This window comes from Oleiphilus sp. HI0061, assembly GCF_001635675.1.
On record NZ_LWFE01000316.1, the window covers coordinates 1 to 1,014 of the forward strand.

1 protein-coding gene is annotated in these 1,014 nt (G+C 47.1%); it reads left to right on the forward strand.

The genetic code is table 11. The features are described from left to right. On the forward strand, window positions 1-927 hold a 927-nt coding region (locus A3735_RS04090; protein WP_068637629.1), incomplete at its 5' end, for an aminotransferase class III-fold pyridoxal phosphate-dependent enzyme. Window positions 928-1,014: the final 87 nt, after the last annotated feature.

A 1,014-nucleotide genomic window follows, 5' to 3' on the forward strand; every position in this document is an offset into this window, starting at 1 on the left:
TTCTTTTCCAACTCCGGTGCTGAAGCGAATGAAGCCGCTATTAAGCTAGCCAGAAAGTATGGGCATGACAAGGGTATACAGACTCCCACGATTATCGTCATGGATCAATCTTTCCACGGCAGGACTATGGCGACCTTGACCGCGACAGGAAACCGAAAAGCACAAGCGGGCTTCGAGCCTTTACTAGGCGGCTTTGTTAGAGCACCATTCAATGACGTTAAAGCTGTTGAAGCGATTGCCAAATCGAACCCTAATGTTGTCGCAATTCTAGTCGAGCCCATTCAAGGTGAAGGAGGTCTCTCAATCGCTGAGGACGGTTACCTAAAATCTTTGCGTCAGATCTGCGATGAGAATGACTGGCTATTGATGTTAGACGAAGTTCAAACAGGTAACGGCAGAACGGGTAATTATTTTGCTTATCAAGGGTATGATGTAACACCTGACGTTGTGACAACTGCAAAAGGCATCGCCAATGGCTACCCTATTGGTGCATGCATGGCAAAAGGCAGCGCAGCCGATGTTCTTACTCCCGGCACTCACGGTTCGACCTTCGGCGGAAACCCTCTTGGCTGTGCAGCTGCACTAGCGACAATCAATGAAATTACAAGCCATAAGCTTTGTGATAGAGCATCTGTTCTCGGAGAACGCATTCTTAAAGAACTTGAGAATGAACTTTTGGCAGCTAACTACGTTGCTGATATTCGCGGCAGGGGCTTAATGATCGGCATTGAACTGACCGAACCTTGCCTAGAGCTCGTTCCACTAGCCAAGGCAAAAGGCTTACTATTGAACGTCACTTCCGAAAAAGTGATTCGACTTCTACCGGCACTGAATATGAGTGACGACGAGTGTGAATTCTTAATTGACGCCGTCGTACAAATCATTCGCCTATATTCTGCCGACGATCGCAGCAGGCCCCGCTCTTAACTGGGCAGGAAACACTCTACCTCCACGATCAAATCGTTTATTTATTGAGAGACAAATGGCACTAAGACACTTCTTAACCTTAAATGA